This is a genomic window from Escherichia sp. WS568, from assembly GCF_046486085.1.
In the GTDB taxonomy this organism is placed as follows: Bacteria; Pseudomonadota; Gammaproteobacteria; order Enterobacterales; family Enterobacteriaceae; genus Escherichia; species Escherichia coli.
The window spans coordinates 1-22,631 of the sequence record NZ_JBJQMC010000027.1 but is presented as its reverse complement, the minus strand read 5'-3'; the positions used below and the strand labels follow the sequence as shown (position 1 = coordinate 22,631).

General features: G+C 50.5%; 19 protein-coding genes. 9 read left to right on the top strand and 10 right to left on the bottom strand.

Annotated elements, in window-relative coordinates:
- The first annotated feature begins 210 nt into the window (after positions 1-210).
- The gene (gstB, locus tag ACJHWR_RS21985) at positions 211-837 is read left to right on the top strand and encodes a glutathione S-transferase GstB (RefSeq protein WP_001295292.1); all 627 of its coding nucleotides are present in this window, start codon (positions 211-213) and stop codon (positions 835-837) included.
- Here the strand turns inward: gstB and yliI are convergent.
- Positions 834-1,949, bottom strand: coding sequence for an aldose sugar dehydrogenase YliI (gene yliI, locus ACJHWR_RS21980; RefSeq protein ID WP_000555050.1), 1,116 nt, complete (start codon positions 1,947-1,949; stop codon positions 834-836). The two genes, gstB and yliI, sit on opposite strands and share 4 nt — an antisense overlap.
- A gap of 110 nt (positions 1,950-2,059) precedes the next feature.
- Positions 2,060-2,443 (bottom strand): biofilm formation regulator BssR, encoded by a 384-nt coding sequence (bssR, locus tag ACJHWR_RS21975; RefSeq protein ID WP_000497137.1) that lies wholly within the window; start codon positions 2,441-2,443, stop codon positions 2,060-2,062.
- A 212-nt stretch (positions 2,444-2,655) separates the two neighbouring features.
- On the opposite strand from bssR, the gene rimO reads away from it, so the two are divergent.
- From rimO to ACJHWR_RS21960, 3 genes are all read left to right on the top strand, one after another.
- Positions 2,656-3,981, top strand: a complete 1,326-nt coding sequence (gene rimO / locus ACJHWR_RS21970) for a 30S ribosomal protein S12 methylthiotransferase RimO (protein ID WP_000049367.1) — start codon at positions 2,656-2,658, stop codon at positions 3,979-3,981.
- Positions 3,982-4,206: 225 nt separating this feature from the next.
- Positions 4,207-4,593, top strand: coding sequence for a type II toxin-antitoxin system RelE/ParE family toxin (locus ACJHWR_RS21965; protein WP_000539521.1), 387 nt, complete (start codon positions 4,207-4,209; stop codon positions 4,591-4,593).
- Positions 4,583-4,912 carry a helix-turn-helix domain-containing protein gene (locus ACJHWR_RS21960; RefSeq protein ID WP_410226717.1) on the top strand — a complete coding sequence of 110 codons (330 nt, stop codon included), beginning with the start codon at positions 4,583-4,585 and terminating at the stop codon, positions 4,910-4,912. Before ACJHWR_RS21965 ends, ACJHWR_RS21960 begins: the two co-directional genes overlap by 11 nt.
- Before the next feature lie 69 nt (positions 4,913-4,981).
- On the opposite strand, the gene ACJHWR_RS21955 is transcribed toward ACJHWR_RS21960, so the two are convergent.
- From ACJHWR_RS21955 to iaaA, 7 genes are all read right to left on the bottom strand, one after another.
- Positions 4,982-6,310 carry a GGDEF domain-containing protein gene (locus ACJHWR_RS21955; protein ID WP_000086869.1) on the bottom strand — a complete coding sequence of 443 codons (1,329 nt, stop codon included), beginning with the start codon at positions 6,308-6,310 and terminating at the stop codon, positions 4,982-4,984.
- A 7-nt stretch (positions 6,311-6,317) separates the two neighbouring features.
- Positions 6,318-8,666: an EAL domain-containing protein gene (locus tag ACJHWR_RS21950; RefSeq protein WP_000950337.1), complete on the bottom strand. Its 2,349-nt coding sequence runs from the start codon at positions 8,664-8,666 to the stop codon at positions 6,318-6,320.
- Positions 8,667-8,842: 176 nt separating this feature from the next.
- Positions 8,843-9,754, bottom strand: coding sequence for a glutathione ABC transporter permease GsiD (gene gsiD / locus ACJHWR_RS21945; protein WP_001236058.1), 912 nt, complete (start codon positions 9,752-9,754; stop codon positions 8,843-8,845).
- 2 nt (positions 9,755-9,756) lie between these two features.
- Entirely contained in the window at positions 9,757-10,677 is a 921-nt protein-coding gene (gene gsiC, locus ACJHWR_RS21940) for a glutathione ABC transporter permease GsiC (RefSeq protein WP_000936043.1), read from the bottom strand.
- Positions 10,678-10,694: 17 nt separating this feature from the next.
- On the bottom strand, positions 10,695-12,233 hold the full coding sequence (gene gsiB / locus ACJHWR_RS21935) for a glutathione ABC transporter substrate-binding protein GsiB (RefSeq protein WP_000090150.1): 1,539 nt from the start codon (positions 12,231-12,233) through the stop codon (positions 10,695-10,697).
- A 19-nt stretch (positions 12,234-12,252) separates the two neighbouring features.
- Positions 12,253-14,124, bottom strand: a complete 1,872-nt coding sequence (gsiA, locus tag ACJHWR_RS21930; RefSeq protein ID WP_012311654.1) for a glutathione ABC transporter ATP-binding protein GsiA — start codon at positions 14,122-14,124, stop codon at positions 12,253-12,255.
- On the bottom strand, positions 14,111-15,076 hold the full coding sequence (gene iaaA, locus ACJHWR_RS21925; RefSeq protein WP_000513761.1) for a beta-aspartyl-peptidase: 966 nt from the start codon (positions 15,074-15,076) through the stop codon (positions 14,111-14,113). The genes gsiA and iaaA overlap by 14 nt, the downstream gene beginning before the upstream one ends.
- Positions 15,077-15,279: 203 nt before the next feature.
- Between iaaA and moeA the strand changes: the two genes are divergently transcribed.
- Both moeA and moeB read left to right on the top strand, forming a co-directional pair.
- On the top strand, positions 15,280-16,515 hold the full coding sequence (moeA, locus tag ACJHWR_RS21920) for a molybdopterin molybdotransferase MoeA (protein WP_000397370.1): 1,236 nt from the start codon (positions 15,280-15,282) through the stop codon (positions 16,513-16,515).
- Positions 16,515-17,264 carry a molybdopterin-synthase adenylyltransferase MoeB gene (moeB, locus tag ACJHWR_RS21915; RefSeq protein ID WP_000829257.1) on the top strand — a complete coding sequence of 250 codons (750 nt, stop codon included), beginning with the start codon at positions 16,515-16,517 and terminating at the stop codon, positions 17,262-17,264. Before moeA ends, moeB begins: the two co-directional genes overlap by 1 nt.
- A gap of 75 nt (positions 17,265-17,339) precedes the next feature.
- On the opposite strand, the gene fsa is transcribed toward moeB, so the two are convergent.
- A complete protein-coding gene (gene fsa / locus ACJHWR_RS21910; protein WP_024175769.1) occupies positions 17,340-18,002 on the bottom strand; it encodes a fructose-6-phosphate aldolase in 663 nt (220 codons plus the stop codon).
- A 130-nt stretch (positions 18,003-18,132) separates the two neighbouring features.
- Between fsa and ACJHWR_RS21905 the strand changes: the two genes are divergently transcribed.
- The 3 genes from ACJHWR_RS21905 (at position 18,133) to ybiV (ending at position 22,431) form a co-directional block, all read left to right on the top strand.
- Positions 18,133-19,032: a glycyl-radical enzyme activating protein gene (locus tag ACJHWR_RS21905; protein WP_012311969.1), complete on the top strand. Its 900-nt coding sequence runs from the start codon at positions 18,133-18,135 to the stop codon at positions 19,030-19,032.
- Between the two features lie 5 nt (positions 19,033-19,037).
- Positions 19,038-21,470 carry a glycyl radical protein gene (locus tag ACJHWR_RS21900; protein WP_000209356.1) on the top strand — a complete coding sequence of 811 codons (2,433 nt, stop codon included), beginning with the start codon at positions 19,038-19,040 and terminating at the stop codon, positions 21,468-21,470.
- A 145-nt stretch (positions 21,471-21,615) separates the two neighbouring features.
- Positions 21,616-22,431 (top strand): sugar-phosphatase YbiV, encoded by an 816-nt coding sequence (gene ybiV / locus ACJHWR_RS21895; RefSeq protein ID WP_000114248.1) that lies wholly within the window; start codon positions 21,616-21,618, stop codon positions 22,429-22,431.
- Positions 22,432-22,631 lie beyond the last annotated feature (200 nt).

Here is a 22,631-nt window from a genome sequence, read left to right as displayed (position 1 = left end):
TATATCGCCGTATGATAAGTTCGGTGATTAATAACGCACACACAAACTTAAAGAAACCGTAAGTTGGTAAAGTTTTTAAAGTTTATGCAATATCCTGCCGCTTCGCTGCTTCTGGTGTCATTTTTTTGCCAGCTGTTGCTTAAAAGTTAACTTTACTTCACCATCGGAGTCCTGTTCAGCCTGTGGCTGCCTGTCGGAAAAGGGGTGAGTATGATTACGCTGTGGGGTCGGAATAATTCAACCAACGTAAAAAAAGTATTGCTGACGCTCGAAGAACTGGAACTACCTTATGAGCAAATTCTCGCGGGCCGTGAGTTTGGGATAAATCACGATGCTGATTTTCTGGCGATGAACCCTAACGGGCTGGTGCCGTTGTTGCGTGACGACGAAAGTGATCTCATTCTTTGGGAATCAAACGCCATTGTCCGCTATCTGGCGGCACAGTACGGGCAAAAACGCCTGTGGATCGACTCACCGGCACGTCGTGCGGAAGCAGAAAAATGGATGGACTGGGCAAACCAGACGCTCAGTAATGCCCATCGCGGGATCCTGATGGGATTAGTCAGAACACCACCGGAAGAGCGCGATCAGGCCGCCATTGATGCCAGTTGTAAAGAGTGCGACGCCCTGTTTGCCCTGCTCGATGCGGAACTGGCAAAAGTAAAATGGTTCTCCGGCGACGAGTTTGGTGTGGGCGATATCGCTATCGCACCGTTCATCTACAATTTGTTTAACGTTGGCCTGACCTGGACACCGCGTCCAAATCTGCAACGCTGGTATCAGCAACTCACTGAACGCCCCGCAGTGCGCAAAGTGGTGATGATTCCCGTTAGCTAATTGCGTGGGCTAACTTTAAGTAATTCCCCACTGGACTCGTCGGTGAGAACGTATAAATAACCGTCGGGTCCAGTGCGAACATCACGAATTCGCTGCCCTCTGTCCGTTAAAATACGGCCATCTTCTGTCACTTTGTCGCCGTTGACGCTCATCACAATGACATCTTTATCTTTCAGCGCGCCAATAAATAATTTTTGCTGCCACTGGGGGAATTTATCGCTGTTATAGAAGGCCATGCCGCTCACGGCGGGCGAATCTTTCCAGTAAAAAACAGGTTGCTCGGTCCCGGCGACGATCTCCCCTTTCGCTTCCGGTATTTTAAAGCCCGAATAGTTGATTCCCCAGGTTGCCAGCGGCCAGCCGTAGTTTTTGCCTTTTTGCGGGATATTAATTTCATCGCCACCGCGCGGGCCATGTTCATTCAGCCATAGTGCATTACTCCACGGATTCATCGCCATTCCTTGCGGATTACGAATGCCATAAGACCAGATCTCGGCGCGTGCACCGGATTCCTTTATAAAAGGATTATCATCCGGGATTTCGCCCTGGTCGGTCAGACGCACCAGTTTGCCCTGTAATTTATCCAGATCCTGCGCCGTCGGGCGCTGATTGTTTTCGCCCAGAGCAATAAAAAGATAACCTTTACCGTCGAATACCAGCCGCCCGCCAAAATGGTTGCCGGTAGACAGTTTTGGCATCTGGCGAAAGACGGTGCGGAAGTCGGTCACCTTTGAGAGATCATCACTTAAGCGGCCATAACCCACAGCAGTTCCGGCTTTGCCATCATCGCCAACTTCGGAATAACTTAACCAGATGCGGCGAGACTGAGCAAAATCAGGCGCTAAAACCACATCCAGCAGGCCACCCTGCCCGTGCGCCCAAACTTCCGGCACTCCGGAAAGCGGCGCAGATAATCCTTTTCCTGCTTGCCAGTGACGCAACTCGCCGCCGCGCAGAGTGATTAACATACCGTGATTGTCGGGTAAAAAGGCCAGCGCCCAGGGATGGTCGAGTTTGTCTTGCAGTACTTCGACATTTACCGTTGCAGGAGCCGCCCAGAGAGCGGAAGAAAGACAAATAAGGGGCACAAGGAAAAAGGATTGTCGATGCATAACGCCTCCGGATTGACTCTGGCTTAAAGCGTAGTCAGTGGAGGAGATAACAAATTCATTTTTACAAAAACTTAAACATGAAGGGGGAGACGCTTTCTCCCCCTTAGTTTTCAGGCCTTCTCAAGCATAGCGTGCTTCTGCAGGCTCTGGATACTCAGCGTTAAGCTCATCAGACAATTTTCAAGCTTATCGGCGTTGACGGTAATAACAGTCGGGCAATCATGGTGCCCACTCATCAAACATACTGCGGCTGTCGCTAATGCTTCTTCAGCATGATGAAGAGCACTCCACTCTTCCTGATCCAGATGAAGATTCAACCGCAGCGATTTATCGTGCAGTTCGCGATTCAGTTTAAAAAAGTTATCTCGTAGATGATTGCTTTCGCTGACGGACATGTATCCTTTTGCCTTCCTCAGTTGCACGTATGCGGCGAGGTCAACGCGTGCGTCGATCAACCGGTTCAGCAGGTCGATTCGCTGTCTGTCAACGAACATACTTCGATCCTCCTCTTTCCAGCCTTGTTGCAGTTAAATAGTATGGCTATTTTTTGAGCAAAATGCTGTCCAGGATCAATTCTTCACGCCGAATTAACAAAATTTACATTTCCTTCGCCTCCGTCAGCGAATGAGATTGCGATACAAATTTTATCCAGAACTCTGTAGAATCCCTGCCCTGACCTTTCCTGTAACTGAATATTTTTTAAGCTATGAGCAAAGTAACTCCCCAGCCGAAAATCGGCTTTGTTTCCCTTGGCTGTCCGAAAAACCTTGTCGATTCAGAGCGTATTCTCACCGAACTACGCACTGAAGGTTATGACGTGGTACCGAGCTATGACGATGCGGACATGGTGATCGTCAACACCTGCGGCTTTATTGACAGCGCGGTACAAGAATCACTGGAAGCCATTGGTGAAGCGTTGAATGAAAACGGCAAGGTAATTGTGACCGGTTGTCTGGGGGCAAAAGAAGATCAGATCCGCGAAGTCCACCCGAAAGTGCTGGAAATCACCGGGCCTCATAGCTATGAGCAGGTTCTGGAGCACGTTCATCACTACGTGCCAAAACCGAAACACAACCCATTCCTGAGCCTGGTGCCAGAACAAGGTGTGAAACTGACACCGCGTCATTATGCCTATCTGAAAATTTCTGAAGGCTGTAATCACCGCTGCACCTTCTGCATTATTCCGTCTATGCGCGGCGACCTGGTGAGCCGTCCGATTGGCGAAGTGTTAAGTGAAGCGAAACGTCTGGTTGATGCGGGCGTTAAAGAGATTCTGGTGATCTCGCAGGATACTTCCGCGTATGGCGTCGATGTTAAACATCGTACTGGCTTCCACAACGGCGAGCCCGTAAAAACCAGCATGGTCAGCCTGTGCGAACAGTTATCGAAACTGGGGATCTGGACACGTCTGCACTACGTTTACCCTTATCCGCATGTGGACGACGTCATCCCACTGATGGCAGAAGGCAAAATCCTGCCGTATCTGGACATTCCGTTGCAGCACGCCAGCCCGCGCATTCTCAAACTGATGAAGCGTCCGGGTTCTGTAGATCGCCAACTGGCGCGCATCAAACAGTGGCGCGAAATCTGCCCGGAACTGACCCTACGCTCAACCTTTATTGTCGGCTTCCCTGGCGAGACGGAAGAAGATTTCCAGATGCTACTCGACTTCCTGAAAGAAGCACGTCTGGATCGCGTTGGCTGCTTTAAATACAGCCCGGTTGAAGGTGCAGACGCCAATGCCCTGCCTGACCAGGTTCCGGAAGAAGTGAAAGAAGAACGCTGGAACCGTTTCATGCAGTTGCAGCAGCAGATTTCCGCCGAGCGCCTGCAAGAGAAAGTGGGCCGTGAAATTCTGGTGATTATCGACGAAGTGGACGAAGAAGGTGCGATTGGTCGCAGCATGGCAGATGCACCGGAAATCGACGGCGCGGTTTATCTCAATGGTGAAACCAACGTTAAGCCGGGTGATATCCTGCGTGTGAAAGTCGAGCACGCCGATGAGTACGATTTGTGGGGTAGCCGGGTTTAATTAATCTTAAGGCAGATCTAACAAGGATATTGTTCTTCGATCTGCCTCTGCTACCCTTCCCGATGTCCTACCCTTACGCACAAAATCCCCTGACGCATAAATCGAGAAAAATGTATCGTACTCGAGGCAACTCTCACTTTTTCACACCAAATTAAAGTTTTGATCGCAATTACTTGAAATAAGCGTAATGGTTACTATAGTAAACATTACCACAAGGATGGATGTATGGGTGTGTATAAGGCAAGACGATTCAGCCAAAGCACGAAAAAACTTGGTATTCACGATAAAGTTCTCATGGCTGCCGCTGAAGAAGTGATGCAGGGCATATGGGAGGCTGATTTAGGTAGCGGTGTCATCAAAAAACGTTTACCCCTCCAACAAGGAAAGAGTGGTGGAGCCAGAACAATTATCTTTTTTAAATCAGCAAATCATGTGTTTTTTTATGATGGTTGGTCCAAGAGTGGTCTAAGCAGTAAAGGAACCAAAGAAATCGAAGATGATGAACTGGCGGCCTACAAAAAAATGGCAAATGCATTTCTGGCCTTTAGCAATAAGCAAATAGAGGATTTGATCGAAACTGGCTTTTTGATTGAGGTGAAAAATGAGCGATAAATTACAAATGATGCTGGAAGATGCAAAGGAACTGAATGCACTGGGCCTGATGTCTGATAGTGAAGTTGATGCCATTGCCGTCATGGTCAAAGCTCGTGAAGTCAGCGCCCGTATAGCCAAAGTCAAATCAATGACGGGTGAAGAGATCAAAGCCATCCGCACCCGATACGGCATGTCACAATCCGTGCTGGCACATACAATGGGAATGTCAAAAGAAAGTGTCTCGAAATGGGAACGTAATGAAATAAAACCGAGCGGCCCGGCATTACGTATTTTGAATACATTGGCAATAAAAGGGCCGGAATTTTTTGCAAAGTAAAATGTTTGCAAATGATTTACCACATTCATTAGTACCCCTTGATTAAGGGGTACTAACACTATTCTAATTCTACTGCCAGCTAATCTGCGCCCTGCCGTTTTTCTTACTCTTATACAGCCGCTCATCCGCCAGCATTTTCAAGCGTTCGACGGTAGGACATTCATTTGAATGCGCTACACCGATACTGGTACTTAAATTAATGCTTCCCACCTGGAAATGAACGATTTCTTTTAGAATCGATAGCAACTCTTCCAGCGTTCCACCCGTATAAATCACCGCAAATTCGTCACCACCGAAGCGGTAGACTTTACCTTTATCTACCGGGATCTGTGATTTAAGGATTTTCACCACTTTCATCAACACTTCATCGCCCAGCAAATGACCGAAGGTGTCGTTGATGTTTTTGAATTTATCGACATCAAAAAGACACAGATAGCCGCCTTTTTCCGGCAGGGCTTTTAAATCTTCGTCAAAGGATTTTCTGCCCATTGCTTTGGTCAGGTCATCCAGGAACGCCGAGTTATACAGACTGTAGAGTTTTTTGACATCGGCAGCCGAAAAGAAAAGCCCGCCATCCAGTACGCGTTCAAAATGGTTATTAATGATGGCTTCTTTCTCCACAACACCACGATTAATCACTCTGCGTACCAGATAGAGGCAACTGGCACCCGATATCACTGCCACCAATGCGGCAAAGAAAATAATCAATGTACAGACCCGCAAATAAACATCTTTTTTATACGCAAATACGTACAATCCGGTCGGCAAATAGGCGAAGTGCTCCATCGCTTCCGAAACGGTGAAGATGGCGTTTTTAGCATTATATTCATCACCGGTCACCGGTTTACCGTTCTTAAACAGAGAGAACATCAGGTTCTCGCTGTCCATCGCCAGCGATTTTGACAGTAAAGAAAAACGTTCCAGACCAAGCAAAAATATCAGACTGCGATTGTGAGTTACCGGATAGAGGTAATAGACGAAGGTTTTACCGTCAAAAGAGATAAACCCTGTATTTTTGACATGTCGATACTTCACAACCTGCATAATATCTGCACAATAATTTTTCTCGAACTCCTTTACCTGAATACATTCGTCACTGGAAATCAGATAAGGACCGACATCGTACAAATAAGAGGGTGAAAGCGAGTCGGCGTAAGCTGTGCGTAAGCCAACCAACAGCTGTTCCTCCGTAGGATTTAGCGTGTTGATCAGATCAATTGCCACACTACGCCGATATTCAGCAATATTTGCCACCGCAAAAGCAGTATCAATAACGGACTGTTTCAGGCCATACACCCGTTCCTTTACCATTTGAGTGTAGATCCCGCAGGCAACTGCTGAAATCATGATAAAAATCAGCAGACTGACTGTAAGTACGAATTTATTGATTCTGGACATACGTAAACTACTCTTTTACTAATTTTCCACTTTTATCCCAGGCGGAGAACGGCATGGGTTTCTGGTACAGATACCCCTGAGCCTGAACACATCCTAATTTGATTAATTCGCGCGCAACGTCTTCGCTCTCTACGCCTTCCGCAATCACCGGGATCCGGTTATAGCGTGCCAGATCGAAAATAATGCGCACAATTTTTCCCGCAGTACCGAAAATATCGCCGGTAAATTGTGAGTCCACTTTTATGCTATCTGGATTAATTTCATAAAAACGTTTCAGGTTTGACAAACCGGTGCCAAAGTCATCAATCGATATCCGTACCCCTTGTTTACGCAGTTGTTCAATATTGAGATAAAAATGTTCATTAATTCGCTCAATCACGGTTTCAGTGATCTCAACACAGAGGCTGTTCACCTTCAGGCCATTTTCTTCCATGATGGTGGTAAAACGCTCATGAAAGTGTGGTTCGTTTAACTGCCAGGGCGAAACATTAATATGCAGTAAGAAACCGTCCTTCAGGACCGCACGCTGACTAAAATGTCTGAATTCACCCATCGCGGTTTTAATAATCTGATAACCCAGCTCATTGATAAACCCGATATCTTCAGCAATGGTAATGAACTTTAGCGGTGAAATGATCCCCCGCTCCGCAGACACCCAACGGCACAACGCCTCCGCGCCCAGAATGGCGCGGGTGTTAATATCAACGATCGGTTGATAGACGAGGAATAGTTCGCCAATTTCCATTGCATGGCGAATATTACGCGCAATCCAGATATTCTCTTCTATTTCGTTGAGTTTCGCATCATCACAGAAAATAAACTCTGAGAACATATGGTTGCGGATACTGGAAATCGCCAGTTTCAGCTTTTCTGCGTAACTCCAGGCGTTTTCCCCCTGCAAAGGTTCACAAATAGCAGACTTATGGATGCGCAGATTGCGGTAGCCAAAACTGCTGTCAAAATCGTTTACCGTCGCTATCTTACGGGTAAACGTCTGTACATTTTCCCGGCACAGGAGTAAATAGAGATCGGCATTAAATGTCACGATATCGCAGCATTGCGCATATTTCTCGGCAATTCGCTGACACAATTTTCTGACGATTTTATTGCGTTCATCAACACCAAACACCGCTTCCACGGCTTCCAGACCACACAGTTTGATGATCCCCACAGCCAGATACTGATTATTGTTGGACTCAATAATCGCCATATTTTTAATAAAACCGCTTTCCTGATCGTAAGAGATCAGTGAGAGCAATTTATTTGACCGTTCAATTTCGGCATCTTTCATTTCCGCGATCGAATTTTTGATGCTGATAATCTCTTTCGCATCGCCTTCGCGAATTTTCAGAGCCTCGATCTGATCCGTTGAGTCGGGCAAAAACGCCAGCGTATTAACCAGCTCGGTCATTTCAGAAAATTGCCGACGGAACACACGAGTGGTCATTAAATAAACCACCAACAATACGATAATAATGAACGCAAACGGCAGATAAAAAAGTTTATCTGATGCGTTCAATAAATTACCGCCAGGATAATAAAAATAGATTTCGAATAATGCGTTGTTTGGCACCACTGATGTTTTTTCGATATATTCAGTATCGACAGAATCAATAATATTATAATTACCTTCGCTATTATAAATAATCAGTTTTTCACGCGCGAGTTGATTCTTGGCAATGATCTCATGGCCTTGTTTCAAAAATAGAACTTCATCATTAGCGCTGATGTGATCAAGATACTCGTTCAGATATCGCCAGTTTAAATCGACATGTATTTTATCCACCGCTAACAAATCGTGATCTTTGCCGTTGATGCGTAGCGTAAAAGAGATACATTTTTTACCCGGACGATCAAAGCAATTGTATGCCGGATACCAGCTGTTGTTAGAGTCATCTGAAGCCACCGACCACGGTCGTTTCGATGGGTTAAAATCGGCAAAAATAACCCGCCCTGACTCGTCGACAAGCGGTCCATTTACTTGTTCCTGATGATAAACAACGATTTTATCATTCGTCCTCCGCGAAAAGAGATAATATTTATTATCATCAAGTACCAGTCCCACCGAGTCTAAAAATGGCATCATTTCCATTTTCAGAATTACGGCGCGTTGAATCTCCTCTGTATTTTTTAATAAATATAGTGAGTCCTTTAATGTCAGGGCCGAACGTTCAATATCTTTAAAGAAATAGCCAACGTTTTTCTGAATAAGTTCAAAGCGGCTATCGGCACGTTTTACCGCGCGTTCCGATACCAGTTGATAGTTAATGATGAAAAAAAGACCAATAAATGACAGTGCTGCCAATAAAAATAAAATTATCAGCCTTATCTTTATCTTTTCGTATAAACTCAGCATGTTAATACATTTAACAAAATAACTGTCTGAACGCTGTGCCGCTGCAAAATAGTCCCTTGCTGCGGCTTTTTAACCAAATTACCCGATTCTACAAAATCAGCAGAAAGTTACAACACTTGCTTAGGGCAATAATTTCCTGTGAGGTGATTACCCTTTCAAGCAATATTCAAACGTAACTATCCTTTAATTTTCGGATCCAGCGCATCGCGTAAACCATCGCCCAACAAATTGAACGCCAGTACGGTCAGAAAAATAGCCAGGGCCGGAAAAACAGCGACATGCGGCGCGATAACCATATCCGCTCGTGCCTCATTGAGCATTGCTCCCCACTCTGGTGTCGGCGGCTGCGCACCGAGGCCGAGAAATGACAGGCTGGCGGCAGAGATAATCGAGGTACCAATGCGCATGGTGAAAAACACCACGATAGAAGAGACGGTCCCAGGCAGGATATGACGCAATAAAATGGTCATATCGCTGGCACCAATACTGCGTGCTGACTCGATAAAGGTTTGCTGTTTCAACACCAGCGTGTTGCCGCGCACCAGCCGGGCAAACGCGGGGATGGAAAAAATGGCGACTGCGATAATCACGTTAGCAATGCCGCTTCCCAACACCGCAACAACAGCGATCGCCAGTAAAATACCCGGGAAGGCAAACAGCACATCGCAAATACGCATGATCAGCCGATCCCACCAGCCTTCATAATATCCAGCCAGCAAGCCCAGCAACGTCCCGATCGCCGCACCGATAAACACGGCAAACACGCCCGCCGCCAGCGAGATTTGCGCACCAACCAGGACACGGCTGAAAATGTCGCGCCCCAGTGAATCGACGCCAAACCAGTGCTGCAAAGAAGGTCCGTTATTCAGATTGTCATAATCAAAATAATTTTCGGCGTCATAGGGAGCGATCCAGCGTGCAAAAATGGCCACCACAATCAATAAAATAACGAATAATGCGGCGGTCATCGCCATATGCTGACGGCGAAATCGTCGCCAGAATTCATACCACGGTGTACGCACCTGGTCAGGTTTGACCAGTGGCATGGCGTTTAACACCGCCTGACGTCGCCAGTTAAATAGTCGCATCCTTACTTGTACCTGATAGCCGGGTTAATGGCGGCGTAAAGCACATCCACCACTAAGTTGATAAGAATAAATTCCAGCGAGAAAAGCAGAATTTCCGCCTGAATCACCGGGTAATCGCGCATTTCTACGGAGTCAACGAGTAAGCGTCCAAGTCCGGGCCAGTTGAAAACTTTCTCCACCACGATAGAACCACCGAGCAAAAAGCCAAACTGTAAGCCCATCATGGTCACTACCGGGATCATCGCGTTACGTAGCCCGTGTTTGAGGACAACCCAGGTTTCGCTCACCCCTTTCGCCCTCGCGGTACGCATATAATCTTCGCTTAAAACATCGACAAACGACGCGCGGGTAAAGCGCGCCATCACGGCTGCCACTGCCGCGCCGAGCGTCAGGGAGGGTAAAATGTAGTGCTGCCAACTGTCTGCTCCCACGGTAGGCAGCCAGCCCAGTTCAACGGAGAATACCTGAATTAAAAGCATCCCCAGAGCAAATGCCGGAAACGAGATCCCCGACACCGCAATGGTCATACTCAATCGATCCGGCCAACGGTTACGCCAGACGGCGGCGATAATTCCCGCCGCCATACCAAATATCACCGCCCAGACCATACTGGTTATGGTCAGCCACAGCGTTGGCATAAAGCGGCTGGCAATCTCATCAGCAACCGGACGACGCGACACCATCGACAGGCCAAAATCTCCCTGCACAGCATTGCTGATATAGTGCCAGAACTGGTGATACAGCGGCTGATCCAACCCCAGCTGCTGACGCACCAGTTCTATAACCTGCGCATCAGCTTCGGGCCCGGCAATTAATCGCGCCGGATCGCCGGGCAGCATATGGACAAATAAAAACACCAGCACCGAGACGATAAACAGCGTCGGAATCAACCCCAGCAAGCGTTTGATAACGTAATTAAGCATTCCACTCCCTGCGTTGCTTATTGCAAATCTGCGTCTTCAAAGCTGAAGCCGGTGTCTGGCATGATCCAAAAACCGGTCAGGTTTTTACTGTGTGCCGACACCAGTTTTTCTACCACCAGCGGGATCCACGGCGACTCTTGCCAGATGATATCCTGCGCCGCCTTATATAAACGGGTCTTTTCCGCCGGATCATTAGTTTTTAGTGCCTGAGCCAGGAAGTCATCCACCTGTTTATTGCTGTAAAACGCGGTATTAAACAGCGTTGGTGGCCAGTTTTGCGAGGCAAACAGCGGCGATAGTGCCCAGTCAGCTTCGCCGGTTGAAGCCGACCAGCCAGTGTAGAACATCCGCACGCCGCTCTCTTTTTGCCCTTTACCTTCGACTTCTGCCGCCCGCTGTCCGGCATCCATCGCAGTCACCTGGGCTTTAATCCCGACCTGCGCTAACTGCTGCTGGGTAAATTGCAGCACTTTCTGCGCGGTGCTGTGGTTATGTGACGACCACAGCGTGGTACTGAAACCGTTGGGATATCCCGCCTCTTTCAGTAATTCGCGCGCTTTCACTGGATCGTAAGGCCACGGTTTATAACTTTGCGCATAGGCGATACTCGGCGGTACCACACCAGTAGCTGGCGTTGCATAGCCCGCGAAGGCCACTTTCACCAGCGCCGGGCGGTTAATGGCGTAATTCAGCGCCTCACGGACCTTCGGGTTATCGAACGGCTTTTGCGTCACGTTCATACTGATATAACGCTGCATAATTGACGGACTGGCCATCAACTCGATATTTTTGTTTTTCTCCAGCAATGCGGCCTGCTCGTAAGGAATGGGGAAAGCAAACTGCGCTTCACCGGTTTGTAGCATTGCCGCGCGGGTGTTGTTATCCGCAACCGGACGCCAGGTTATGCTGTCCAGTTTGGGCAATCCTGGCTGCCAGTAACCCGCGAATTTTTTCACCTTCACAAAATCGGTCTGATTCCAGGTATCCAGTTCATACGGCCCGGTTCCCACCGGATGAAAACCAATATCCTTGCCATATTTTTCCAGCGCTGCCGGCGAAATCATCGCGGTCGCCGGATGGGCAAGAATATTAATAAACGCTGAGAACGGCTGTTTGAGGGTAATCTTTACCGTTGTTGGATCGATCGCTTCCGTTTTGGCAATATTCTTATACAGGTTGTAGCGTTTAAGATGATTCGCCGGATCGCTGGCCCGGTCCAGATTCGCTTTTACCGCCGCTGCGTTGAAGTCGGTTCCATCCTGGAATTTAATTCCTTCCCGCAGTTTCACGGTGTAAGTAAGGCCGTCATCGGAAACGGTATAACTCTCCGCCAGCACGTTTTTCAGTTTCATCTCTTTATCCAGACCGAACAGCCCCTGGTAAAACGATTTCGCTACGGCCTGAGATAACGTGTCATTCGCGTCATATGGATCGAGCGTGGTGAAGTTCGATCCTACCGCCACCACCACATCTTTGGCAGCGAATGCACAAGATGCCATCAACGCTGTCGCAATGCCCAGCGCCACTAACCCACTACGGTGTACAGCTCTTGCCATTTTATTCTCCGCCTGAATGTTATCTACGCATGAATGCGTATTCTGATTGTGGTTGTGCGACGTAATGCCCCGGCCCGACGCATTGCAACGAGACGGCTGCAACCTCTTCGCCACGCAGATGAATATTGCTGGGAAGATCGTCCGACAGCAGTACACGCTGCGGTCGTTGTCGGGACGGTTCAGCGACCGGAACTGCCGCCAGTAATTTACGCGTATAAGGATGCTGCGGGTTTTCGAAGACCGCGCGCCGTGGACCAATTTCAACAATTTGCCCGAGATACATCACCGCCACACGATGACTAATCCGCTCTACCACGGCCATATCGTGGGAGATAAACAGATACGCAATGCCGAAATCACGCTGGAGATCGAGCAACAAGTTGATAATCTGCCCGCGAATAGAAACATCCAGCGCCGAGACGGCTTCGTCGGCAATGATCACTTTTGGATTCAATGCCAACGCGCGAGCAATGCAGATGCGCTGGCGCTGACCGCCGGAAAACTCATGCGGGTAACGCCAGGCATGTTCAGGTAACAGGCCCACGCGCTCCAGCAACCACGCAACACGTGCAGCCGCTTCTTTACCTGGCAATAAACCGTGTACGCGCAGCGGTTCGATAATCGAATCACCGATGGTCTGACGTGGGTCCAGCGAAGCGTAAGGGTCCTGAAAAATAAACTGAATATCGCGGCGCAATGCCTGAAGTTTACCGGATGACAAGGTATCGATTCGCTGACCGTTAAAGATAATTTCGCCGCCCTGCGATTCGACCAGGCGCAGCAACGCCCGCCCGGTAGTGGATTTACCGCTGCCAGACTCGCCCACCAGCGATAGCGTTTCACCAGGCCAGAGATCAAAACTGACTTTCTCAACGGCATGCACTTCCCGCGTTACGCGATTCAACAAACCGCTGCGCAAAGGGAAACGGGTGACCAGATTACGCACCCGTAAAACAGGTTCGCCATCCACCACCGTTTTCTGCTCGATGGGTGGCTCCTGTTTCGCTGGATGTTCAAGCGATATCAACGGGAAACGTCGGGGATAATCTAACCCTTTCATCGCACCAAGTTGCGGAACAGCAGCTAACAGCGCACGGGTATAAGGATGTTGCGGTGCATGAAAAATCTGTTCGACGCTACCCGTTTCCACCGCCTCGCCCTGATACATCACCAGAACCCGATCGGCAATCTCTGCCACCACGCCCATATCGTGAGTGATAAAGATAACGCCCATCGACATCTCTTTTTGCAATACTTTGATTAATTGCAGGATCTGCGCCTGAATAGTGACATCCAGCGCGGTGGTTGGCTCATCGGCAATCAGCACCGCCGGGCAGCATGACAGCGCCATCGCAATCATCACTCGCTGGCGCATCCCGCCAGAGAGTTGATGCGGATAACGTGAAAGAATGGTTTGTGCCTCCGGAATGCGTACCTGATCCAGCATCCGCTTCGCCTCGACCATCGCTTCTTCACGACTGGCGTTCTGATGCAGACGAATTGATTCGGCAATCTGTTCACCCACAGTAAATACCGGGTTCAGCGATGTCATCGGTTCCTGAAATATCATCGCCATATCCGCACCGCGCACATGGCGCATTTGTGCAGCGCTCTGCTCGCTAAGTTCAATCACTTCGCGACTGCGCCGCCGCAACAGCATTTTATCGCACTGTACTAAACCGCCCGCCTGTTCCAACAGACGCATCAATGCCAGCGCAGTCACTGACTTACCGGAGCCGGATTCGCCAACAATTGCCAGCGTCTCACCGCGTTGCAGGCTAAAAGAGAGATTGCGGACCGCAGCTATTTTCTGCTGGTCCTGCATAAAGGCAATATTCAGATTTTCAACCGCCAGCACATCACCGGCATCAAGTTCATCACTGTGTGGCAACGGTGTCCCCTTTTTCACGGTAGATACCGGTGGTTGGCGTATCGCCTGCGTAGCCCCAGGCGCGATACATTCCTTCGGTGTTAAACGGTAGCGCGACGTTACCTTCATGGTCGATAGCGATTAAGCCACCGCTACCGCCAAGCGCAGGGAGTTTTTCCATTACTACCCGCTCGCAGGCTTCCGCGAGACTTAATCCGCCGTAATCCATTAACGCGGCGATGTCATATGCCGCCAGCGCGCGGATGAAGACTTCGCCCGTGCCGGTACAAGAAACCGCCACACTGGCGTTATTGGCGTAGCATCCGGCACCCACTAAGGGACTATCGCCAACTCGTCCGGGTAATTTATTGGTCATTCCGCCCGTGGACGTGGCTGCCGCCAGATTGCCGTCTAAATCCAACGCCACGGCCCCCACGGTGCCCATTTTCTGTTTTTCATCCAGTGGCGCACCGCTATGGTCGAGGACTGTTGCCCCTTCCTCGCGCGCTGCCAGTAGTTGTTCATAACGCAAAGGCGTGGAGAAAATCTCCGGTGAGACGCGCTCCATGCCATGAGCAAACGCAAAATTTTCTGCCCCTTCGCCAATCATCATCACATGCGGGCTTTGCTCCATCACCAGCCGGGCGGCAAGAACCGGATTACGCAGATGACTAACGCCCGCCACCGCACCGGCTTTCAGGGTGTTACCATCCATCACACAGGCGTCCAGTTCATGGGTTTCATCACGCGTAAAGACAGCGCCAATTCCGGCGTTAAACAGTGGACACTCTTCCAGCAGACGCACCGCTTCCGTCACCACATCCAGCGCACTTTCGCCCGCTTCCAGCATTTTCTGCCCGGTTTCAACAATGGCAGACAGCGCCTCGATGTAGCGTAATTCCTGTTGCAGACTCATCTGCGCGCGGCTAATTGCACCTGCGCCGCCATGAATTGCAATGACTGCTTTGCCCATAGTATTCGTCCATTAAGGGTGGCTCGCCACTTTTGCTATAAATATCAGAATTTTTATGAATTACTCATTCAATTTTTGAATATAGAAAGATGGATATGGCATGTAAAGGCAGGAGCCAGCGCTACGCCCGAGGTGGCATACAGTCTGTGGCGTTTTTCTGACATAATAGGCAAATTCGATTTTGCCTCCGCAGGAGTGTTTTCATGGAATTTACCACCGGATTGATGTCGCTCGACACCGCGCTTAATGAGATGCTTTCTCGCGTTACCCCACTGACCGCCCAGGAAACGCTGCCACTGGTTCAGTGTTTTGGTCGTATTCTGGCGAGCGATGTCGTTTCGCCACTGGATGTCCCGGGGTTTGATAACTCCGCTATGGACGGCTACGCGGTGCGTTTAGCCGATATTGCCTCCGGGCAACCGCTGCCCGTTGCCGGTAAATCCTTTGCCGGTCAGCCGTACCATGGTGAATGGCCTGCGGGTACCTGCATTCGTATTATGACCGGTGCGCCGGTGCCAGAAGGCTGCGAAGGGGTGGTGATGCAGGAGCAGACTGAACAAACGGACAATGGCGTGCGTTTTACTGCTGAAGTGCGTAGCGGGCAAAATATTCGCCGTCGCGGTGAAGATATCTCTGCAGGTGCGGTTGTTTTCCCGGCGGGGACTCGCCTGACTACCGCTGAACTGCCAGTGATTGCTTCGCTAGGGATTGCCGAAGTTCCGGTGATTCGTAAAGTGCGTGTAGCGCTTTTTTCTACCGGTGATGAACTCCAGTTGCCCGGTCAGCCGCTGGGCGACGGCCAAATCTACGATACCAACCGTCTCGCCGTACACCTGATGTTAGAACAGTTGGGATGCGAGGTAATCAACTTAGGGATTATCCGCGACGATCCCCATGCCCTGCGCGCCGCATTTATTGAAGCCGACAGCCAGGCGGATGTGGTGATCAGTTCCGGCGGTGTTTCAGTGGGTGAAGCGGATTACACCAAAACCATTCTTGAAGAGCTGGGGGAGATCGCCTTCTGGAAGCTGGCGATTAAACCAGGTAAACCGTTCGCGTTCGGTAAACTCAGCAATAGCTGGTTCTGCGGCCTGCCGGGCAACCCGGTTTCAGCAACGCTGACCTTCTATCAACTGGTACAGCCTTTGCTGGCAAAACTAAGCGGCAATACCGCCAGCGGCCTGCCCGCGCGCCAGCGTGTGCGCACGGCATCGCCTCTGAAGAAATCGCCAGGACGCCTTGATTTCCAGCGCGGCGTGCTGCAACGCAACGCCGATGGCGAACTGGAAGTGACGACCACCGGACATCAGGGTTCACATATATTTAGCTCCTTTAGCCTCGGCAACTGCTTTATCGTGCTGGAACGCGATCGCGGCAATGTGGAAGTGGGCGAATGGGTGGAAGTAGAACCGTTTAACGCGTTGTTCGGAGGCCTGTAATGGCGGAACTCAGCGATCAGGAGATGCTGCGCTACAACCGGCAAATCATTCTGCGCGGCTTTGATTTTGACGGCCAGGAGGCGCTGAAAGATTCTCGCGTGCTGGTAGTGGGCCTGGGCGGCCTCGGCTGTGCAGCCTCGCAGTATCTGGCAAGCGCCGGTGTCGGCAACCTGACGCTGCTCGACTTCGACACGGTTTCGCTCTCCAATCTGCAACGCCAGACGCTGCACAGTGATGCCACGGTCGGGCAACCGAAGGTGGAATCCGCCCGTGACGCCCTGACGCGGATCAACCCATATATCGCGATTACGCCAGTCAATGCGCTGCTTGATGACGCTGAACTTGCTGCGATGATTGCAAAACACGATCTGGTGCTCGACTGTACGGATAACGTTGCAGTACGTAATCAACTGAACGCAGGCTGTTTTGCCGCGAAGGTGCCGCTGGTTTCCGGCGCGGCAATTCGTATGGAAGGGCAAATCACGGTCTTCACTTATCAGGACGGCGAACCGTGCTATCGCTGCCTTAGCCGTTTGTTTGGCGAGAACGCGTTAACCTGCGTAGAAGCAGGCGTGATGGCACCGTTAATCGGCGTAATTGGTTCGTTGCAGGCAATGGAAGCAATCAAACTGCTGGCAGGTTATGGCAAACCAGCCAGCGGGAAAATCGTGATGTACGATGCGATCACCTGTCAGTTTCGCGAAATGAAACTGATGCGCAATCCGGGGTGTGAGGTGTGCGGGCAGTAACTGCCACCTCCAGGCCAGATAAGACGCGGCACTCCGCCACGTCATCAGCAATTTATGAGGATGCAGAACGTCCGGTTAAATCGACGTTCTGCCAAACGCACCCAGCCAGTCCTGTTCAAACTTCGCCACAGCGGCATCAACCGCCGGATAGCTAATCATCTGTTGTGCCACATCCAGTGGCAGAGTAATTGATTCACATCCTGCCAGTAAGCAGTCCAGCGCCTGACGCGGGGTTTTGAAACTCGCTGCCAGCACTTTCGCCTGCGGCGCATGCATTTTCAATAACTGGTGTAAGTCGGTCACAGTCTGAATACCGCTACCGCCCTGAGCATCAATACGATTAACGTAAGGCGCAACATATTCTGCACCTGCCAGCGCCGACATCAACCCTTGTGCCGCGCCATATACCGCGGTTCCCAGCGTCGGAATCCCTTCCGCTTTTAACATCTTAATCGCTGCCAGCCCCTCGGCGGTCACCGGAACTTTCACCACGATATCCGCAATAATAGAACGCAGCTTAAGCGCGTCATTCACCATCCCTTCGGCAGTGGTAGCCATTACCTGGGCAAACAGACGCCCCTGACCGCCCATCGCTTCATGAAGTTGCGGAAGCACAACCTCCAGCGGTTTTTTACCCGCGGCGATAATGCTTGGGTTAGTGGTCACACCCGCTAGCGGAAAAATACGTGACAGCGCCTTCACCGCAACAACGTCTGAAGTATCCAGATACAGTTCCATAACCATCCTCAAAATGTACTTTTTGTCTGAATGTAGACTATCACGGGAAAACTCTCTGAACAGTTGACACACATCAATCTAACTTTCATTCGAAAGTATTTTAATGTTTGAACGAAACAGAGAGGCAACTATGATTTTCAATATTCAGCGCTACTCGACCCATGATGGCCCCGGTATCCGCACGGTCGTATTTCTTAAAGGCTGTTCGCTGGGCTGCCGCTGGTGTCAGAACCCGGAAAGCCGAGCCCGCACGCAGGATCTGTTGTATGACGCACGACTGTGTCTGGAAGGCTGCGAGCTGTGCGCTAAGGCCGCGCCGGACGTGATTGAGCGCTCGCTGAATGGTTTGCTTATTCATCGGGAAAAGTTAACCCCGGAGCATCTGACAGCGTTAACCGACTGCTGTCCGACACAGGCGTTAACCGTGTGTGGTGAAGTGAAAAGCGTTGAGGAGATCATGGCGACCGTTTTGCGCGATAAACCGTTTTACGATCGCAGCGGCGGCGGCTTAACACTTTCTGGCGGTGAACCCTTTATGCAGCCGGAAATGGCGACGGAGCTACTGCAAGCCAGCCACGAGGCCGGCATTCATACTGCGGTAGAAACCTGTCTGCATGTGCCGTGGAAATATATCTCCCCTTCTCTGCCCTATATCGATCTGTTTCTTGCCGATTTAAAACACGTCGCCGACGCGCCGTTTAAACAGTGGACCGACGGTAACGCCGCCAGGGTGCTGGATAATCTGAAAAAACTCGCTGCGGCGGGGAAAAAAATCATCATCCGCGTACCGCTGATTCAGGGCTTTAATGCCGACGAAACCGCTGTAAAAGCCATTACCGATTTTGCCGCCGACGAGCTGCACGTTGGCGAAATCCATTTCCTGCCCTACCACACGCTGGGCATCAACAAATATCACTTACTTAATCTGCCCTATGACGCCCCGGAAAAACCGCTTGATGCGCCAGAACTGCTCGACTTTGCCCAGCAGTATGCCTGCCAGAAAGGGTTAACCGCGACCTTACGAGGATAACAACCATGACCACACTGAAACTGGACACGCTCAGCGACCGCATTAAAGCGCACAAAAATGCGCTGGTGCATATTGTGAAACCACCAGTCTGTACCGAGCGCGCGCAGCACTATACCGAGATGTATCAACAACATCTCGATAAGCCGATCCCGGTACGTCGCGCGCTGGCACTGGCGCATCACCTGGCGAATCGCACCATCTGGATCAAGCACGATGAATTGATCATTGGCAACCAGGCAAGCGAAGTTCGCGCCGCGCCGATCTTCCCGGAATATACCGTCTCCTGGATCGAAAAAGAGATTGATGATCTGGCAGATCGTCCCGGTGCTGGTTTTGCGGTGAGCGAAGAGAACAAACGCGTTCTGCATGAAGTGTGCCCGTGGTGGCGCGGTCAGACCGTACAGGATCGCTGCTACGGCATGTTTACCGATGAGCAAAAAGGTCTGCTGGCGACCGGCATCATTAAAGCGGAGGGCAATATGACCTCCGGCGATGCGCACCTGGCGGTCAATTTCCCGCTACTGCTGGAAAAAGGTCTTGATGGTCTGCGTGAGAAAGTGGCGGAACGTCGCTCGCGCATCAATCTGACGGTACTGGAAGATCTGCACGGCGAGCAATTCCTGAAAGCGATTGATATCGTGCTGGTGGCAGTCAGTGAACACATTGAACGTTTCGCTGCCCTGGCGCGTGAAATGGCCGCGACCGAAACCCGCGAAAGCCGTCGCGATGAACTGCTGACGATAGCAGAAAACTGCGATCTTATCGCCCACCAGCCGCCGCAGACTTTCTGGCAGGCGCTGCAACTGTGTTACTTCATCCAGTTGATTTTGCAGATCGAATCTAACGGTCACTCAGTATCGTTTGGTCGTATGGACCAGTATCTCTACCCGTACTATCGCCGCGACGTTGAACTGAACCAGACACTGGATCGTGAACACGCCATCGAGATGCTGCATAGCTGCTGGTTAAAATTGCTGGAAGTGAACAAGATCCGCTCCGGCTCACACTCAAAAGCCTCTGCGGGAAGTCCGCTGTATCAGAACGTCACCATTGGCGGGCAAAATCTGGTTGATGGTCAACCAATGGACGCGGTGAATCCACTCTCTTACGCGCTCCTCGAATCCTGCGGTCGCCTGCGTTCCACTCAGCCTAACCTCAGCGTGCGTTACCATGCAGGAATGAGCAACGATTTCCTCGACGCCTGCGTACAGGTGATCCGTTGCGGCTTCGGGATGCCGGCGTTCAACAACGACGAAATCGTGATCCCGGAATTTATTAAACTCGGTATTGAACCGCAGGACGCTTACGACTATGCAGCGATTGGTTGTATCGAAACCGCCGTCGGTGGCAAATGGGGCTATCGCTGTACCGGCATGAGCTTTATCAACTTCGCCCGTGTGATGCTGGCGGCGCTGGAAGGCGGTCGTGATGCCACCAGCGGCAAAGTGTTCCTGCCACAAGAAAAAGCGTTGTCGGCAGGTAGCTTCAACAACTTCGATGAAGTGATGGACGCGTGGGATACGCAAATCCGTTACTACACGCGTAAATCAATCGAAATCGAATATGTCGTCGACACCATGCTGGAAGAGAACGTACACGATATTCTCTGCTCGGCGCTGGTGGATGACTGCATTGAGCGAGCGAAAAGTATCAAACAAGGCGGCGCGAAGTATGACTGGGTGTCTGGCTTGCAGGTCGGTATCGCCAACCTCGGCAACAGCCTGGCGGCAGTGAAGAAACTGGTATTTGAACAGGGCGCGATTGGTCAGCAACAGCTGGCTGCCGCACTGGCGGATGACTTCGACGGCCTGACTCACGAGCAGCTGCGTCAGCGGCTGATTAACGGTGCGCCTAAGTACGGCAACGACGATGATACTGTCGATACGCTGCTGGCTCGCGCTTATCAGACCTATATCGACGAACTGAAACAGTACCATAATCCGCGCTACGGTCGTGGTCCGGTTGGCGGCAACTATTACGCGGGTACGTCATCTATCTCCGCTAACGTACCTTTTGGCGCGCAGACGATGGCAACGCCGGACGGGCGTAAAGCCCACACCCCGCTGGCAGAAGGCGCAAGCCCGGCCTCCGGTACTGACCATCTTGGCCCTACCGCGGTCATTGGCTCGGTGGGTAAACTGCCTACGGCAGCGATTCTCGGCGGCGTGTTGCTCAACCAGAAACTGAATCCGGCAACGCTGGAGAACGAATCTGACAAGCAGAAGCTGATGATCCTGCTGCGCACCTTCTTCGAGGTGCATAAAGGCTGGCATATTCAGTACAACATCGTTTCCCGCGAAACGCTGCTGGAGGCGAAAAAACATCCCGATCAGTATCGCGATCTGGTAGTGCGCGTCGCGGGCTATTCCGCCTTCTTCACCGCGCTCTCTCCAGACGCTCAGGACGATATCATCGCCCGTACTGAACATATGCTGTAATCTCCTCAGCCCGGCGGCGGCGTCGCCGGGCTAAATCATTCACATCATCAATTTCAGCCTCGCTTTCATTCGAAATATAATTTGTGCTCTGCGTCACATTGTTATTACACTGTTACGGTTTCATTTTCGAGCCAGGAGCACACCTATGAGCGTAAAAGTTATCGTCACAGACATGGACGGTACTTTTCTTAACGACGCCAAAACGTACAACCAACCACGTTTTATGGCGCAATATCAGGAACTGAAAAAGCGCGGCATTGAGTTCGTTGTCGCCAGCGGTAATCAGTATTACCAGCTTATTTCGTTCTTTCCTGAGCTAAAGGATGAGATCTCTTTTGTCGCAGAAAACGGCGCACTGGTTTACGAACATGGCAAGCAGTTGTTCCACGGCGAACTGACCCGACATGAATCGCGGATTGTTATTGGCGAGTTGCTAAAAGATAAGCAACTCAATTTTGTCGCCTGCGGTCTGCAAAGTGCATATGTCAGCGAAAATGCCCCCGAAGCATTCGTCGCACTGATGGCAAAACACTACCATCGCCTGAAACCTGTAAAAGATTATCAGGAGATTGACGACGTACTGTTCAAGTTTTCGCTCAACCTGCCGGATGAACAAATCCCGTTAGTGATCGACAAACTGCACATAGCGCTGGATGGCATTATGAAACCCGTCACCAGTGGTTTTGGCTTTATCGACCTGATTATTCCCGGTCTACATAAAGCAAACGGTATTTCGCGGTTACTGAAACGCTGGGATCTGTCACCGCAAAATGTGGTAGCGATTGGCGACAGCGGTAACGATGCGGAGATGCTGAAAATGGCGCGTTATTCCTTTGCGATGGGCAATGCTGCGGAAAACATTAAACAAATCGCCCGTTATGCTACCGATGATAATAATCATGAAGGCGCGCTGAACGTGATTCAGGCTGTGCTGGATAACACATCCCCTTTTAACAGCTGACCTCTCTACCGGAGCCATGCGCTCCGGTTTTCCCTTCTTTTTACATCCTGTACATCACATCAAATCATTAAACTTGCATTAACTTATTTGGCACTGTTGCAAATAGTCGGTGGTGATAAACTTATCATCCCCTTTTGCTGATGGAGCTGCACATGAACCCATTCAAAGGCCGGCATTTTCAGCGTGACATCATTCTGTGG

Bases quoted from the DNA above. Each gene is read 5' to 3' on its own strand.
- ACJHWR_RS21950 (WP_000950337.1), bottom strand. From the start codon at position 8,666: ATGCTGAGTTTATACGAAAAGATAAAGATAAGGCTGATAATTTTATTT.
- ACJHWR_RS21905 (WP_012311969.1), top strand. From the start codon at position 18,133: ATGATTTTCAATATTCAGCGCTACTCGACCCATGATGGCCCCGGTATC.
- gstB (WP_001295292.1), top strand. From the start codon at position 211: ATGATTACGCTGTGGGGTCGGAATAATTCAACCAACGTAAAAAAAGTA.
- gsiD (WP_001236058.1), bottom strand. From the start codon at position 9,754: ATGCGACTATTTAACTGGCGACGTCAGGCGGTGTTAAACGCCATGCCA.
- ACJHWR_RS21955 (WP_000086869.1), bottom strand. From the start codon at position 6,310: ATGTCCAGAATCAATAAATTCGTACTTACAGTCAGTCTGCTGATTTTT.
- rimO (WP_000049367.1), top strand. From the start codon at position 2,656: ATGAGCAAAGTAACTCCCCAGCCGAAAATCGGCTTTGTTTCCCTTGGC.
- moeA (WP_000397370.1), top strand. From the start codon at position 15,280: ATGGAATTTACCACCGGATTGATGTCGCTCGACACCGCGCTTAATGAG.
- ACJHWR_RS21960 (WP_410226717.1), top strand. From the start codon at position 4,583: ATGAGCGATAAATTACAAATGATGCTGGAAGATGCAAAGGAACTGAAT.
- bssR (WP_000497137.1), bottom strand. From the start codon at position 2,443: ATGTTCGTTGACAGACAGCGAATCGACCTGCTGAACCGGTTGATCGAC.
- moeB (WP_000829257.1), top strand. From the start codon at position 16,515: ATGGCGGAACTCAGCGATCAGGAGATGCTGCGCTACAACCGGCAAATC.
- ACJHWR_RS21965 (WP_000539521.1), top strand. From the start codon at position 4,207: ATGGGTGTGTATAAGGCAAGACGATTCAGCCAAAGCACGAAAAAACTT.
- iaaA (WP_000513761.1), bottom strand. From the start codon at position 15,076: ATGGGCAAAGCAGTCATTGCAATTCATGGCGGCGCAGGTGCAATTAGC.
- yliI (WP_000555050.1), bottom strand. From the start codon at position 1,949: ATGCATCGACAATCCTTTTTCCTTGTGCCCCTTATTTGTCTTTCTTCC.
- gsiC (WP_000936043.1), bottom strand. From the start codon at position 10,677: ATGCTTAATTACGTTATCAAACGCTTGCTGGGGTTGATTCCGACGCTG.
- gsiB (WP_000090150.1), bottom strand. From the start codon at position 12,233: ATGGCAAGAGCTGTACACCGTAGTGGGTTAGTGGCGCTGGGCATTGCG.
- ACJHWR_RS21900 (WP_000209356.1), top strand. From the start codon at position 19,038: ATGACCACACTGAAACTGGACACGCTCAGCGACCGCATTAAAGCGCAC.
- fsa (WP_024175769.1), bottom strand. From the start codon at position 18,002: ATGGAACTGTATCTGGATACTTCAGACGTTGTTGCGGTGAAGGCGCTG.
- ybiV (WP_000114248.1), top strand. From the start codon at position 21,616: ATGAGCGTAAAAGTTATCGTCACAGACATGGACGGTACTTTTCTTAAC.